Source organism: Staphylococcus sp. Mo2-1, from assembly GCF_046721385.1.
GTDB classification, from domain to species: domain Bacteria; phylum Bacillota; class Bacilli; order Staphylococcales; family Staphylococcaceae; genus Staphylococcus; species Staphylococcus equorum_A.
This window is the reverse complement of the sequence record NZ_JBEUUK010000001.1, coordinates 2,726,101-2,741,016: the sequence shown is the minus strand read 5'-3', so window position 1 is coordinate 2,741,016 and position 14,916 is coordinate 2,726,101. Positions and strand designations below refer to the sequence as shown.

Here is a 14,916-nt window from a genome sequence, read left to right as displayed (position 1 = left end):
ATCTATTATTGTTCTTCTTTAACATATGGTAATAATGCCATATGACGAGAACGTTTAATAGCTAATGTCAACATACGTTGATATTTAGCTGAAGTACCTGTTACACGACGTGGTAAAATTTTACCGCGTTCTGAGATAAAACGTTTTAATAAGTCTGTGTCTTTATAGTCGATGTGTGTAATTCCGTTTGCTGTGAAATAACAAACTTTTTTACGACGACGTCCGCCTCTTCTTGGTCCACCTGCCATGGTAACTGCCTCCCTTTTTATGATATTTTCTTATTTATATACGCTATATAATTAGAATGGTAAGTCATCATCACTAATATCAATTGGTCCGTTTGCATTTGCAAATGGATTATCCGATTGGTTATTGTTGTTTGATGAATTGTTGTTATTATTATTATTGTTGTTTTGGTTTTGGTTATTGTTTTGATAAGATGACGTATTTTGACCTGATTGTTGTCCGCCAAAGTTTTGGAAATTGTTATTTCCTTCTTGGGCATGACGTTGATTTTGATTTTTAGGTTCAAGGAATTGAACACTATCACAAACCACTTCAGTTACAAAAATACGACGTCCTTCTTGGTTTTCGTAGCTACGTGATTGAATGCGACCGTCAACGCCAGCCTAAACTACCTTTGAATAAGTAGTTATTCACATTATCTGCTTGTTTTCTAAAAACAACACAGTTAATGAAATCTGCTTCGCGTTCCCCTTGCGCATTTGTAAACGTACGGTTTACTGCTAGAGTAAAAGTCGCAACACTCACGCCTGAGGGTGTTGTTCTATATTCTGGATCTTTCGTTAAACGACCGACTAAAACAACTCTATTTATCATTTAAACGAACCCCCAATTATTATTTTTTAGTCTTATCTTCGTCTGCACGAATTACGATATAACGGATGATATCATCGTTGATTTTAGCTAAACGTTGGAATTCATCAGTAGCTTCATTGTCTTCAGCTTGGATACGTACTAAGTTGTAATAACCTTCACTGAAATCATTAATTTCATAAGCTAAACGACGTTTACCCCAATCTTTAACTTCTAAAGCCTCTGATCCGTTAGAAGATAAAATACCGTTGAAACGTTCAACAACAGCTTTTTTAGCATCTTCTTCAATGTTCGGACGAACGATGTACATAACTTCATATGTTCTCATTTATAATTGCACCTCCTTGTGGTCTATGCGGCTCATCATCATATGTGATAAGCAAGGAATAATTTTCATTACTCACAATCAAGAATTATAGCACAGCGCATTACATTTTACAATGGTTATTACACTGCTATAATCTAAAATTTATCAAAATGTTTCATATGAAACATGCTGTACAGTCACAATAAAATGCCTTTCAAAAGTTTCTTGCAAAACGCTTTATGCTGACTTTCATTTTTTAAATTCTAAATAAAATTAATCTTAATAAAAAATTGATTCCATAAAATATATGGTTGCTAAATCTTTTTAATTCTAATAGCATACAATCTGAGTTCGTTTTTTATAATTATAACCTTATTTAGCACCTAGCATTTTCAAAATATTAATTACATACAAAGGAGCATATTATGGTTTCAGTAATCAAAAAAGGTTTAGTCACTGCAAGTGTATTATTTGCATCAACGTTAGCAATGAACGCAAGCACACGCCGCTGGAGATACATCAAACCAAAAAGGAACGATGGGGTATGGCTATCAACAATACATTGAAAAACACCCTGAAAAATCATCCAAACAAAGTTCAAATGAGGTACAGTCTGAAGCAAGCACAACACAATCTGGCGAACGTGTTCTAGATATTTCAGAATGGCAAGGTGACTTAACAGAACAAGAAGTTATAGACCTTAAAGCTAATTACGACTTCATCATTATTCGTGCTCAATATGGTTCTGAAAAAGTGGATGCATCATTAGAACACAATTCAGCTTTATTAGACAAACACGATTTGGACTTTGGCGTATATTCTTATAGTATGTATGAAAATCCTGAAGATGCACGCTACGAAGCGCAAACGTTATACAACCGTGCACCTAAAGCTAGCTTTTACATCAATGACTTTGAACAAGATACAGTCACTTCGGGTACTACAGAAGAAAGTACATCTGCATGGTATGATGAAATGAAAAGTTTAGCTGGCAACAAGAAAGTATTATTCTATTCATATGAAAATTTCATGAAGGAACATGCTTCAGAATCTGTCGGTGAATATGATGGTTATTGGATTGCCAATTACAATCCTGATCAACCCGCTAGTGAACACGTTTTATGGCAATATACTGATAGTTACGCATCACCAGAATTAGACCAAAATGTCGATGCAAACTATACTGGCCCAGGTGTCGATACATCATGGTTTACATCTTAAATTCATATACTTTCAAAATATATGAGGATCATTTAAATAACGTCAACGATTTGGGCCGCGACTCCTGGCTCTTTAATAAAGCACTAGTCGAAGATTACAGGTTGAGGCTGTGCCCGTGGAAATAATGCACAAATAAATGACAACAAAGGCAAAGAATTTGTTGGCACTCAAGGACAATCTCTATTACAGGGATTGTCTTTTTTAAAATGTTAACATCGTATGCCATAATTTTATGGTAAGAAAAAAGGCCAAACAACACGATTGGTTGTCCGGCCTCTTATATATTTATATTCAACGTTATAAGTCGTTAAATATAAATGTATTTTGATTGGGTGTTAAAGAATCATAATCTTTAATTAGGGTACTTCTAGGTAATTTTATACTGGTAAGATGCTTGATACTAAGTCTAATACTGTTTGTAATAATTCGCCTAACATAGTAACGCCTCCTAATTCTAAACATCGAATGTTGTTATTCTAACTGTTTAATTTAAGTGACACTTAAAATATAAATGTTACACAAAATACCTCGTATTATTTAAGTAATGCTTTAAAAATTAGTTCGACAATATTTTCTATCATAATCGAGCCCCTCCCATCACATAAACCTACTCACTGTATTTTTACTATTCAACTTGATCAAGGATTAATCCAAGAATTTGTTCAACTAGATCTGCTAACATATGATGCACCCCCTTGAAGTGTCTAAATACAGACTAACATAAAATAATTTTCAATAAAATCATTTTGTGGAGGAAAATAATATTTTTACTAAAAGTTAACTTTAATTTTACATAACATAATTATTTAATGCACAACTGAATTGATTGCATTTATATTTACTGAATAGTCCATCGCCCCGTTCTTTATTTTACATTTATACAATTGTGTAAAATTCTACATAAATACACATTGTAGTTTTAGCTAAAATAAAAAAGCCTTCTCATCACTATTCTGTAATGAGAAGGCTCCGTGCTTATCTTACACGTTAAATCTAAAGTGTACGACGTCGCCATCTTTCATAATATATTCTTTACCTTCTAAACGCTGTTTCCCAGCATCTTTGGCACCATTTTCACCATTGAATTCAACGTAATCATCGTAGCTTGTTACTTCGGCACGGATAAAACCACGCTCAAAGTCTGTATGAATAATACCCGCACACTGTGGCGCTGTCATACCAGAGATGAACGTCCATGCACGTACTTCTTGAACACCTGCAGTAAAGTAAGTTGCTAAACCAAGTAAGTCGTATGTTGTACGAATTAAACGATCTAAACCAGGCTCTTCAATACCTAAGTCTTCTAAGAACATTTCTCTATCTTCATCTTCAAGCGTTGCAATTTCTTCTTCGATCTTAGCGCTAATTACGATAACTTCTGAATCTTCTTTGCTCGCATACTCACGAATTAATTTAACTTTTTCATTATCTTCATCGCCAATTTCATCTTCGCCCACGTTTGCAATATATAACATTTCTTTAGAAGTTAATAACTGTGCTTGATTCACAAATTTTTGATCGTCGTCATTAAATTCAAGGCTACGAACAGGATTTCCTTCTTCTAATGCTTCCTTAATTCTTGCTAAAATGCGTGCTTCATTCACTGCATCTTTATCTTTTTGTTTCGCCATTTTTTCGGCTTTTGGCAAACGTTTTTCAACAGATTCTAAATCTGCCAATACTAATTCCATATTAATTACTTCGATATCATCAACTGGGTCTACGCGTCCTGAAACGTGTGTCACATTATCATCGTCAAATGCACGTACCACTTGGCAAATTGCATCTACTTCTCGAATATGTGATAAGAATTTATTACCAAGTCCTTCACCTTTAGAAGCCCCTTTAACGATTCCGCCGATATCTGTGAATTCAAATGTTGTTGGAATTGTTTTCTTTGGTTGTACCATTTCTGTTAATTTATCTAATCTGCTGTCTGGTACTTCTACGATACCTACGTTAGGATCGATTGTCGCGAAAGGATAATTCGCTGCCAGTGCACCTGCTTTTGTGATTGCATTGAAAAGTGTAGACTTACCTACGTTGGGCAAACCAACTATACCTGCTGTTAAAGCCATTATTCATTCTCCTTATTTTCAGTATCTTGATGAGACACTAAGATTTTTTTTAGTTTTTTATTAAAAGTTTGTCTTGGGATCATAATACTTCTTTGACAGTTTTCACATTTTATTCGGATGTCTGCACCTACACGAATGATTTTAAAACAATTCGTGCCACATGCATGTTGTTTTTTCATCTCTACAATATCATTTAAACCGTAATTTGATGTCATTCTGTCACACCTCCGAACATCTTATGCATTATTTTGTTGATTCGCATCGTATTGCACCATCATAGGTTTCGGTATTTGAATCTCATGCTGTTTAAATACTTTTAAAATCTCTTTTCTTAAAATACGTGCACCTGAAAATCCTTCTCCAGGTATCGTTTCAGCAGAAATCCACAATGTAATTTCATCTCTTGTAATGGAATTAATACCAACCACTTCTGGATTTGATATAAATAAGTAATATTTAGAACGCATTGTTTCAAAATGTTCGACTAATATCTCTTCTACTTTATCTATATCTTCTTCTACGGAAACTGGTATTTCTACCATTGACTCACCATTCGTTACTGAATAGTTTGTAATTTCACCAACACTACCATTAGGTAATGTTGTTAACTCACCTGTAATCGTATTAATTCGCATCGAACGCAAACCAATGGACTGTACTGTGCCTTCTGCAACGGTAGTACCACTACTATTGATTTTAACATAATCTCCTACATCAAATTGATTTTCAAAAATAATGAAGAAACCTGTGATAATATCTTTAACAATTGTTTGTGCGCCGAAACCAACTGCTAAACCAACAACACCAAGCACTGGCAATAATGCCTCCAACGCTTATACCAAACTTACTTAAAATTGTAGTCAATACTATAAACCATACCACATATGCTACTACGTTTTGAACTAATGCTATTAAAGTTTTGGAACGTTTTTTATTCGCTTTTTTACCTCTATTTTGTATTTTAAAGAATTGTGCTATCGCTTTATTTATGAAACGTAGGACAATCCAAGCCACAATGATATAAACAAAAATCATAATAACATTCGATATCAACGTTTGATATGTCTCTGGCTTCGTTAACGGTTCAATTAACGAATAAAGGATACTTTTAATTTGATCCAACTACACTTCCTCCTTAGTCATACTCTATACCATTCTATTATAAGCAATTTTTCTATGAAATAAATCCAACTTCAGCTTTAATTTCATAAGCTATTTTATAATTAAGAACTATCTGAGTATATCCTTACAAATACATAACTATTTTCTCTCATTAAAATAATTATAGACTTATATAGTTTATTAAAAATGTATCTAGAAGGATAGTTTTAAACCTTATTCTGTAATTAAGATTTAAAATGAGGCGTTTAATGAAGCTTTATATCAATCATCACTAGATTCACGGAATATTTCTACAAATAGACTAGTGTCGCATAGATTGAAATTTTATTATTAATTTAACTTTTATGTATACCTTTAATCTTATTCTTAGGCGTAAGATAGCCTAAATAACTTAAAAAATGGCAAAAGAAAAAGAACCATAATTAAAAATTATGATTCTTTAACACCCAATTTAAAATTATACTACCAAATACTCACAAAATTCAAGTGTTTTTTAAGTTTTTTGTATAAATTTTTAAACAAGTCATATTCACTACCTCTCAAATGTATGTAGTACTATTTAAACATATTAAAAATTAATCAACATCTTTTTATAATATTTAAAATACAACTAAATTTATATAAAATTACAATAAATTTAACATATTAACACTTACGCATTAAATTTAGACACTTGGGGAATTTCCACCAAATTTAAATGTATTTATTATAATATTCAGATAAAGGGGGTGCATACAATGTTAGCAACTCTAGTAGAACAAATCCTAAACTTAGTATTAGACCAAGTAGAATAGTAATTACAAGATAGCATTTATGAAGGAGGGAATTGAAATGATCGAAAACATCGTTGAACTCATCTTCAAATCACTTTTAAAATAATCCTCGTAAATTTAGATTGAGACAATTTTACACTTTGTATAACGTCTTGAACTATGAGATTACATAACTTTTATAAGGAGGGGTATTATGCTAGGAGATATCGTACAAACAATTTTAGATTTAGTATCAAGTATTTTACCATTATAAGAACAAAACGTTAACGCTTAAGAACTCTAATTAAAGATTATGATTCTTTAACACCCAAATATATATATATATGATGATAGTCATTTTTAAGTAAACGGTTCTTCTGAATTCCTATAATTAACAAGCACTTACTGAGCCTTACATCGGTAAGTGCTTGTTTTGCCAAAAATACTTTAATTACAATATTAAAAAGCCTAATCAACTTCTATTCGGAAATTGATTAGGCTTTTTAAAATTCTAGAATTTAATTTTCATTAATAAATACTGTGAATTTTTCTATTCAGCAATTTGTTTTTCAAGGTCATTATGAAGTTTAAAAATCATCACACGTTCACCTGTACGAGAACTTAAATCAGTATGAAAGCCTTTGACTTCTTCACCAGTAATGGATAATACAATGTCATCGAGTGCTTCAATACCTGATTCCACGAGTTTTGAGCGTGTTCTTTTAATTGTTACTAGCCCTTCGTTCGTTTCACAAACTTTATACTCTGCTTGTGTTAATACACCTTGTAAACTCACAATAATCATATCGCGCAATATATCTGTTTTTACAGAAAGAGAGCCACGGCCAAGGAAGTCTTTTTCCCATTGTGTAATTGCTTTGCTGATTTCAGACTCGTAAGTGCCTTTGGTTGTTTTCATTTAGTATGCATCTCCTGTAGAACCAAAATGAGGTTAAGTTAGATTATTATTTGAATAAAGATAACATTATCATTTTTGCATACTTTTCTCCACAGTTCTACAATATCACCCGGGAAATCATTTATATTTTATTTAATAAATTAAGTACGATAAGATATCAATATGCTCATAGATTTTTAATGACATGACATTTAAATATAGCTTAATAATCCGTTGACCAGTCATGCCATTGGCCATCTTCATCAATCGTTGCTAATCTCACCCAACCGTTTTGTACTTTTTGTTGGAATGCTTTATCCGCTTCTAATCGTTCTTTCACAAAGTTTTCAGGAGCTTGGATCACTACAAGTAAACGTATAGGTGAATGGTACATTTTATCATCTGACGACATCACGGATTGCCAAGGTAAGCCTGTTAACAAGTCACTCGCATTCCCTTGCATAACACCAATGCCGCCTGTCACAGTTTGTGTTGTTTTACTACCACTACCATAATAATGTGGCGCAACTGTAGAAGCATAGTATTGTAAGTTAATCCATTGTGCTACAACTGCGTGCCCACCAATAATATTGGCTAATATACTACCATCTTGGTCGTTTTTCCAATCATAATTATGCAAAAATGCTCTGCCTTGTAAGTCACTGTGCTTTGTTAGCTCACGTTGTCCAATAATAAAGGCAGCATTTTTAGCTAATCCCCACTCTGGTCTTATCTCGCTCCAATCATTTGATAAGCGATGCGCTTCATTGACAGGATTTTTCTTCGTTACATTATTATTTGGTAATTGTTCTAAGCGTTGTTCATTAGCATAATAGCTGACGTTAGGCATTGTCGCTTCAATAGCATCATAAGCTTTTTGTGCCACTTCTGGTAATTCTGGTACATAAACCCACTCTAATGTATCCACAGAAGTCTGATGTTCTGCAGCTGCAAATACGGTCGTTTCCGGAATTTCAATACCATCGTGTGCTAGCCCTTGTCTCACTTCTGGCAAATTACACAACTGTGCTAATACTTTGCCATTAAAACCACTTGCCGCACCACCACATGCACCACAATCTAACGAGGCAGCATACGGATTATTCGCGCTTTGACTACCATGACCACACATAACAACTAAAGGTGAAAAGTCTGTCGTTAAATCCATTAAGCGTAGCGCTTGGCGTGTATAATTTAACTGCTCATCTTTTGTAAACCCTACAGGCAAACCATCTTCTCTACGATGATGATGATTAAGCGTAAGTGCTGTATCTTCTGGCTTTTGCAACCAACCTGCATAGAACTTGCGAATCACGTTGCCTACACGATTTGGTATAAAACTGCGTGTAAATGTTTGTAGTGTTAACCACGGACCACTGAGTTCTGGTAATAGTAAACTAGGCAACACGTTTTGTTTCATTTTCTTAAACGTATAAGTGACCGATTCAAGTACATGCTTACGTTGTCGGAAAATAGTTGGTTCTTTTTCCTGTGTATATTCTTTAATTTTATGCTGTGGCTTATTCATTACAGGTAAAGATGGATGGCTATGTTGATTTCCAAGTTCATTTTTGGCAATCGGCAAACCAAAGAACCCTGCAATACCTATCGTTTCAAAGGGACCTGCTGCTTCAATTTGTTTACGAAATGGCTCAGAACGTACATCTATACAAAATGCCATTTGTGCAAGTGGCGTGTCATTCTCCACCAACACTTGCTTTTCAGGCGCAATAATCTTTCTTAATTGCTGATTATAAGTTGCTTCCCAAGCCTCTAACAATAATTTACGACGTAATTGATCATTAAACTGAACGGCAAATAACACATGTTGCTGTTGTTCTTGCGTTGTTAATTTGTCCCATTGTTGTGCCGTAAAACCGCCCCATTGCATCCATGACAAAATGCAATCCGCTAATGAAATAGATTGATTCGCTGATGTATCATTTGTAGGTAAGTCTGATAAATACGGTTCCATGATTACCCACTCCATGCCTAAACGAAGCGCAAGGTAATCTAATAACAACGACTCCATTTTACTATTATTTTCATGCTCGCCATAGCATCATACCTGCCCAACCTGGTAATGATAATAAATGATTCTCTAAATAATTTTGCGTGTCTGCCTCAGCAATACCTAATTTTAACAATGTGGCTCTAATTAATGACTCAGCATCATCAGGTAAAGTCTTTAACCGGGCACGTTGAGCTTTCGTTAACGCTGGATCATATTGGATTAAACGTTTCCAAGAATAGAATAATCCTTTTTCACGATGGGGCATTGTCCACCCTGATTGTGCATCATCAACAAATAACTTACACCACTTAATAACGTGATAATCCACTGTATCGATTAATTTTTTATTATTTTCATCCATTACATACGTAGACAATAACGGCGTTGAGCTTTTGACATCACTTGATAAATCTAAATCCTCTAACTGTTGTGCCAATGCATCGACTTGCCCTTGTACATGATGATTAGATTTTAAAGGATGTAATTTTAAAGCATTACGCCCATATTCCATTGCATTTTCTCTTGGTATTGCTAATGACGCTTGCTCCAACCACTGTTGGAATTGTTCCTCTATCTTACGCTCGTCTATTTCGCCCTGTTTCTTAGCTTCTAATATACTTGCTATCGCAGGATAAATATCTACTTCTCGCACTTGTTTAAGCCAATGTGCAACTTCATCAAATGTTTTATCCTCTAACCCAGACCACGGACTTCTTGCCGCAAACACTGAAATGGGCGATAACGGGACAATAACCTTACTTGCAAGCATCAATTAATGTTCGAATATCATTAGGATTGTTTTGTGAAACATAGTCTGTCTCTCTATTTGCTTCCCCCATTTTAGTGTCCTCCTTTTGTTAAATATGTTTTAAGGTAGTTTGGATGACGTTCTACAGTGTCAGCTTTTGCATCCCCAATACGTACAAGCCACATATATAATATTGAAAATGCGACCGATGAACGATTACGTGCGACCCATGTACTCATTAAACTACCAATCAAGAGCATTAAAGCTACAATTACAACGACAAGCATAGGTGGTTGAACACTATTGAAAGTCATCGTATGTAAGGCGCTAGCGAAGAAGTGATGAACGATAAAGTATACTGAGCCAACGACAATGAGTATCAATAATCCCATGATACGTCCGAATTTCCCTTCTCCAAATGCAACAAGTTGTGTCCATGATACCGATAATGACCAAGCTAAGATGAGGCCACTCACTAAACGATAGCCTTCACCAGGAGATGTAAGCCAAAAACCTAAACCAATAGCCAAAGCTAATACACGACCTGATATAATCCATAAATATGACATTCTCTCACTAGCACGTCTTGGTACATTAAAGTGACGCACCGCCGAACCAGAGCGTAAGAAGAGCGTTGCTTTAAATAAACCATGTAAAATCAAATGGATAATCGCAGGAATGTATGCACCCATTGCGCACTGGATTAACATAAAGCCCATTTGTCCAATTGTAGATCCTACTAAAAGGCGTTTATAATCTACATGCACTAAACTTATACCCGCACCAATCAGTACAGAAATACTGGCAAACAATAACAATACGAATGTTGCAATGTCACCATTAAATATCGGTGAAAATCTCGCCAATATGATACTACCCGCATTCACAATACCTGCATGCATAATCGCCGACACCGGTGTTGGTGTCATGACTGATTCTATTAACCATCTTTGAAATGGAAACTGTGCAGCTGGCACCATAACTGCTAATATAATGAGCATATTAATACCAAAACTTTCCCACGCATTAATTTGAGCTAAATTTGTAGCTGTGAAAATCGAGGTATATTGCCATTCACCAGTTAATAATGCAATCCACACTACCGCCAACAATAATGCTAGCCAACTTAACAAAAACAATTTACCGGTTACTTTTGCAGCAGCTCTTGTCACTTTCCAAGCGCTTGTTAAGCTAATTAATAGCGTTAAACCAAGTAACGTTACGCCCCAACTGATCACCATAATACGCAAATCACCTGTTAACCAAGCCATTGCGGCAAAACTAGTGGTAATTGTAAATAAAGTGAAGTACTTTCTATAACTTCGATCGCCCATTAGATACTGTACACAATAACGTTGAATGATTAAGCCTATGACTAAAACGAAAAAGGCCATTAACCATGCTAGAAAATCCGAATACCAAAATCCTACTTCTATATTTTTCGGTGCGCCTATAAGTCCGATAAATGCTACAAGTGGTGGTAAAGCCACTAAAAATATATGTATGCGCACATACGCCAATGGTATGCGTGAATTTAAAAACATGATGCCACTCAATACAGAAACAATAACAGTGATGAAAAATATTATTAACAGTATTGATACATTAAGCGATGTGAACATATTGGATTCTCCTTTCTTTTTACATTAATTTTAGTGTTACAAAATCAAGCTACTTTTATGTATAACTTAGTATGTTCAGTTATTTTCCCATTAAAAAAAGCCGACAATATACAATAAACCACGGACGGTTTATTACAATTGTCGGCTTCATTGCAACGCACTTTTTAACGAAGTGATTTGCTTTGCTACCTTATATGTATAAATGTTTATGAATTTTATAATCTAAAAATATTACATTTAATCTTATATGACGGATGATTTTAACTTTTCAACACTATTCGTACACTTTTTCAATTTGCCAATATGATTATTAACAGCTTGCTAAAGCTTTAATATCGTGAAAAAAGCAGTATTCAACGACTATATTTATTTTTATTTAATATTACAAACATATACTTATTATTCGTGATTGTCAAGAAACACAAACTTCTATAATGAATTTAACAATGCTTTTAATAATTATATATACAGCTTAAAACACGCTATTAATAATTAAAATAACATTCCTTCTTTGCTATATACTTTCTTAGTTTTTAACTTTCTCTTTTCTTATTTATCCATCCACTCAATTTAATTATAATTTTACACATTTTGTGTTATTATTTATTCAACATATGATACAGTCACATTTTATCTATTTAAATTAAGTAGGAGGATGCTTATTATGCCAAAAAAGTTATTCAATATTGATTTAAGTAAGAAAATGGACCAACAAGATCACCCTGGACATAACCGATGGCACCCAGATATTCCAGCAGCTTTTTCAGTAGAACTTGGTGAATCATTTCGTATGGAATGTTTAGATTGGACAGATGGACAAATTTCCAATAACGATGATGCAAGTGATATCAAACACGTTAATTTAAACCGTGTGCATGTATTAAGTGGACCTGTTCACATCAATGGTGTTGAACCTGGTGATTTATTAGTCGTAGATATACTAGACATAGGTACATTCCCAGAACACGAATGGGGTTTTAACGGTATTTTTGATAAAACGAATGGCGGAAGTTTTTTAGTAGATCATTATCCAAATGCTCAAAAATCAATTTGGGATTTCAATGGGATATACGCTACGAGTCGTCATATCCCTGGCGTTGAATTTGCTGGTATTATTCATCCAGGATTAATCGGTGTCGCACCTTCACAAGACATGCTTGATGAATGGAATCGACGTGAACAAGCGTTGGTCGATACTGACCCTAATCGTGAACCTGTATTAGCTAACTTACCCGAAACTGATGCAGTCGTACTAGGTGATCTTAAAGGAAATGATTTTGAACGTGTAGCAAAAGAAGGTGCAAGAACAGTGCCTCCAAGAGAAAATGGAGGCAATTGTGACATTAAAAATTTATCAAAAGGTTCTCGTATTTATTTTCCTGTATTCGTTGATGGCGCCAAACTGTCTGTAGGAGATTTACACTTCTCTCAAGGAGATGGTGAAATCACTTTTTGCGGTGGAATTGAAATGCCAGGTTGGATTGAATTACGCGTAAACGTAATTAAAAATGGGATGGAGAAATACCAAATCAAGAAAAATCCTGCATTTAAACCCGGCCCTGTTATGCCAAATTATACAGACTATATTGTTTTTGAAGGTATTTCAGTTAATGAATTTAACGGAGACCAAACATACTTAGATGCAAACACTGCTTATCGGAATGCTTGTTTAAATGCAATTGAATTCTTAAAAACGCGTGGTTTTACAGGTGAACAAGCCTATATGTTACTAGGATCAGCACCTGTTCAAGGCACCGTAGCCGGTATTGTCGATGTCCCTAATGCCTGTTGTACCATTGCCATTCCCCGGGAAATATTCAAGGGCGATATTTTACCCGAATTGGAGCCTGATGAATAATGCCAAACTACACATATGTATGTCCAAACTGTGATGAATTTACAATTCGTCAATCTATGAATGACACACACGATAACGTTTCATGTCCCGCATGTGGCCATTTATCTAAACGTGTATATACTGCTTTTCAAACTTATGGAATGGACTCAAAGTTAAAAAAACGCATCGAACAAGGACAAAAACCAAAAGTAGTCACTAAAGATAAATTACCACAAAAAAATCAAACAATCACAAACACTGCCAGACCTTGGATGGCCGGCCATTAATCTAAATATTTAATAGTATTACTAACACTCTAATCCATCATTGCTTATAATCATAAAGCAATGATGGATTTTTACACTTCAGCCTTCACTTCACCGACTCAATATATGACATTGCTTCCTTCCCTCTAATTTCATTAACCATCCTTAAAAAGCACAATGACAATAATCAACAAAAAAATATTAATTTAACTTTTAGTAGATAAAATTAATATTTTGTTAACAATTTTAATAAAACTAAAGAGAAGCTATTTTTTTAATAAAAGTATAATTTGTGATATATTTATAAAATAAGCAATATATTTATATTCAACTTACTTAATCTTTTTATTTAAAAAACAAAGGGGGCTGGTTTTAATGAAAGTTGCTATAGTCACAGGAGCAAGTAGCGGAATTGGTTTTGAAACAGCTAAAATGTTAGCTAAAAAAGACTATCGCGTTTATGCTCTTGCAAGAAACACAAAGAAAATGCAAGGTTTATCAGCATATAATGTCAAAATAATGAAGCTGGATATAACAGATTATGATGCGATTAAAGAAGTAGTTAACCATATTTTAAACCAAGAAGGGCATATAAACATTTTAATAAATAATGCTGGATATGGGTCATATGGTGCTATTGAGGACGTGTCTATTGAAGAAGCGAAAAGACAGTTCGATGTAAACCTATTCGGACTATCTGAGATAACAAGAGCTGTTATACCTTCCATGCGCGAACAAAAAGCAGGGAAAATTGTAAACATATCATCAATCGGTGGACGTATACCTAATTATCTAGGTACTTGGTACCATGCTTCTAAACATGCATTAGAGGGATACACCGAAAGCTTACGTTTAGAACTTTCTGATTTTGGCATAGACGTTATCGTTATCCAACCAGGTGGTATAAAAACAGAATGGTCTACGATTACAGCTCAAAATCTTAAATCATCTGCTAAAGGAGGAATCTATGAAGAAAAAGCTTTAACACTGGCAAATACAATGATCAAGTTAAATTCACTTAATTTATTTTATCCTCCTTCCGCTGTAGCTAAAGTTATCACTAATTCAATAGAAAGACGCATTGTAAAACCACGATATATTGTCGGTTTCCTTGCTAAGACCTCTATTTTTTTACATGCAGTTTTACCAGTTAAGCTATATAATTTTATTATCAAATAATAGATATCTAAATAATTTATGACAGGAGCGAATTT

The 14,916-nt window shown here is 34.2% G+C and carries 9 protein-coding genes and 4 pseudogenes; 4 read left to right on the top strand and 9 right to left on the bottom strand.

Translation table 11 applies throughout. The features are described from left to right. Positions 1-5: 5 nt before the first annotated feature. The 3 genes and pseudogenes from rpsR to rpsF form a co-directional block, all read right to left on the bottom strand. Positions 6-248 (bottom strand): 30S ribosomal protein S18, encoded by a 243-nt coding sequence (rpsR, locus tag ABLV95_RS13915; RefSeq protein WP_002506086.1) that lies wholly within the window; start codon positions 246-248, stop codon positions 6-8. 51 nt (positions 249-299) lie between these two features. After that, positions 300-840: pseudogene (ssb, locus tag ABLV95_RS13910) on the bottom strand (single-stranded DNA-binding protein). Positions 841-859: 19 nt separating this feature from the next. Then, positions 860-1,165 carry a 30S ribosomal protein S6 gene (rpsF, locus tag ABLV95_RS13905; protein ID WP_002511967.1) on the bottom strand — a complete coding sequence of 102 codons (306 nt, stop codon included), beginning with the start codon at positions 1,163-1,165 and terminating at the stop codon, positions 860-862. A gap of 467 nt (positions 1,166-1,632) precedes the next feature. Here rpsF and ABLV95_RS13900 point away from each other — a divergent pair. Next, positions 1,633-2,365: pseudogene (locus ABLV95_RS13900) on the top strand (GH25 family lysozyme). 980 nt (positions 2,366-3,345) lie between these two features. Here the strand turns inward: ABLV95_RS13900 and ychF are convergent. The 6 genes and pseudogenes from ychF to ABLV95_RS13870 all read right to left on the bottom strand — a co-directional run bounded on the left by ychF (position 3,346) and on the right by ABLV95_RS13870 (position 11,599). Beyond that, positions 3,346-4,443 carry a redox-regulated ATPase YchF gene (gene ychF / locus ABLV95_RS13895; protein ID WP_460876008.1) on the bottom strand — a complete coding sequence of 366 codons (1,098 nt, stop codon included), beginning with the start codon at positions 4,441-4,443 and terminating at the stop codon, positions 3,346-3,348. Next, positions 4,443-4,658 carry a DUF951 domain-containing protein gene (locus ABLV95_RS13890; protein WP_002506091.1) on the bottom strand — a complete coding sequence of 72 codons (216 nt, stop codon included), beginning with the start codon at positions 4,656-4,658 and terminating at the stop codon, positions 4,443-4,445. The genes ychF and ABLV95_RS13890 overlap by 1 nt, the downstream gene beginning before the upstream one ends. Positions 4,659-4,679: 21 nt before the next feature. After that, positions 4,680-5,565, bottom strand: a pseudogene (locus ABLV95_RS13885) (mechanosensitive ion channel family protein). Positions 5,566-6,867: 1,302 nt separating this feature from the next. Continuing rightward, positions 6,868-7,236, bottom strand: a complete 369-nt coding sequence (locus ABLV95_RS13880) for a Na-translocating system protein MpsC family protein (RefSeq protein WP_002506093.1) — start codon at positions 7,234-7,236, stop codon at positions 6,868-6,870. A gap of 202 nt (positions 7,237-7,438) precedes the next feature. Beyond that, positions 7,439-10,068: pseudogene (locus ABLV95_RS13875) on the bottom strand (DUF2309 domain-containing protein). 1 nt (position 10,069) lies between these two features. Beyond that, the gene (locus ABLV95_RS13870) at positions 10,070-11,599 is read right to left on the bottom strand and encodes an NADH dehydrogenase subunit 5 (RefSeq protein WP_460876006.1); all 1,530 of its coding nucleotides are present in this window, start codon (positions 11,597-11,599) and stop codon (positions 10,070-10,072) included. A 664-nt stretch (positions 11,600-12,263) separates the two neighbouring features. On the opposite strand from ABLV95_RS13870, the gene fmdA reads away from it, so the two are divergent. The 3 genes from fmdA to ABLV95_RS13855 all read left to right on the top strand — a co-directional run bounded on the left by fmdA (position 12,264) and on the right by ABLV95_RS13855 (position 14,881). Then, positions 12,264-13,457, top strand: coding sequence for a formamidase (gene fmdA, locus ABLV95_RS13865; RefSeq protein WP_069816623.1), 1,194 nt, complete (start codon positions 12,264-12,266; stop codon positions 13,455-13,457). After that, positions 13,457-13,723 (top strand): FmdB family zinc ribbon protein, encoded by a 267-nt coding sequence (locus tag ABLV95_RS13860; RefSeq protein WP_069816621.1) that lies wholly within the window; start codon positions 13,457-13,459, stop codon positions 13,721-13,723. Before fmdA ends, ABLV95_RS13860 begins: the two co-directional genes overlap by 1 nt. Before the next feature lie 354 nt (positions 13,724-14,077). Next, a complete protein-coding gene (locus ABLV95_RS13855; protein WP_069816619.1) occupies positions 14,078-14,881 on the top strand; it encodes an oxidoreductase in 804 nt (267 codons plus the stop codon). Positions 14,882-14,916: the final 35 nt, after the last annotated feature.

Excerpts from the sequence above, each read along its gene's own strand:
- rpsF (WP_002511967.1), bottom strand. The coding sequence starts at position 1,165 with ATGAGAACATATGAAGTTATGTACATCGTTCGTCCGAACATTGAAGAA.
- ABLV95_RS13880 (WP_002506093.1), bottom strand. The coding sequence starts at position 7,236 with ATGAAAACAACCAAAGGCACTTACGAGTCTGAAATCAGCAAAGCAATT.
- ABLV95_RS13860 (WP_069816621.1), top strand. The coding sequence starts at position 13,457 with ATGCCAAACTACACATATGTATGTCCAAACTGTGATGAATTTACAATT.
- fmdA (WP_069816623.1), top strand. The coding sequence starts at position 12,264 with ATGCCAAAAAAGTTATTCAATATTGATTTAAGTAAGAAAATGGACCAA.
- rpsR (WP_002506086.1), bottom strand. The coding sequence starts at position 248 with ATGGCAGGTGGACCAAGAAGAGGCGGACGTCGTCGTAAAAAAGTTTGT.
- ychF (WP_460876008.1), bottom strand. The coding sequence starts at position 4,443 with ATGGCTTTAACAGCAGGTATAGTTGGTTTGCCCAACGTAGGTAAGTCT.
- ABLV95_RS13855 (WP_069816619.1), top strand. The coding sequence starts at position 14,078 with ATGAAAGTTGCTATAGTCACAGGAGCAAGTAGCGGAATTGGTTTTGAA.
- ABLV95_RS13870 (WP_460876006.1), bottom strand. The coding sequence starts at position 11,599 with ATGTTCACATCGCTTAATGTATCAATACTGTTAATAATATTTTTCATC.
- ABLV95_RS13890 (WP_002506091.1), bottom strand. The coding sequence starts at position 4,658 with ATGACATCAAATTACGGTTTAAATGATATTGTAGAGATGAAAAAACAA.